Origin of the sequence: Xenorhabdus entomophaga (assembly GCF_037996725.1) — a bacterium.
GTDB classification, from domain to species: Bacteria; Pseudomonadota; Gammaproteobacteria; order Enterobacterales; family Enterobacteriaceae; genus Xenorhabdus; species Xenorhabdus khoisanae.
Genome location: NZ_JBBMXH010000337.1, coordinates 1 through 480 on the forward strand (window position 1 = coordinate 1; position 480 = coordinate 480).

General features: G+C 54.4%; 1 rRNA gene. It reads right to left on the minus strand.

Annotated elements, in window-relative coordinates:
- A 23S ribosomal RNA gene (locus AAC854_RS23075) occupies positions 1-468 on the minus strand; the annotation flags it as partial.
- Positions 469-480: the final 12 nt, after the last annotated feature.

Below are 480 nucleotides of genomic sequence, written 5' to 3' on the forward strand. Positions count from 1 at the left end.
CTCACGGTACTGGTTCACTATCGGTCAGTCAGGAGTATTTAGCCTTGGAGGATGGTCCCCCCATGTTCAGACAGGATACCACGTGTCCCGCCCTACTCTTCGAGCTCACAATACCAGCGTCTTCAGATACGGGGCTGTCACCCTTTACTGCCGGCCTTTCCAGACCGTTCTCCTGACGCGGATATTGCTGTTGGCTCTGGGCTGCTCCCCGTTCGCTCGCCGCTACTGGGGGAATCTCGGTTGATTTCTTTTCCTCGGGGTACTGAGATGTTTCAGTTCCCCCGGTTCGCTTCCTTACCCTATGAATTCAGATAAGGATAGTGCAACGCATTGCACTGGGTTTCCCCATTCGGATATCGCCGGCTGATCACGCTTCATATCAGCTCACCGGCGCTTTTCGCAGATTAGCACGTCCTTCATCGCCTCTGACTGCCTAGGCATCCACCGTGTACGCTTATTCGCTTAACCTCACAACCCGAA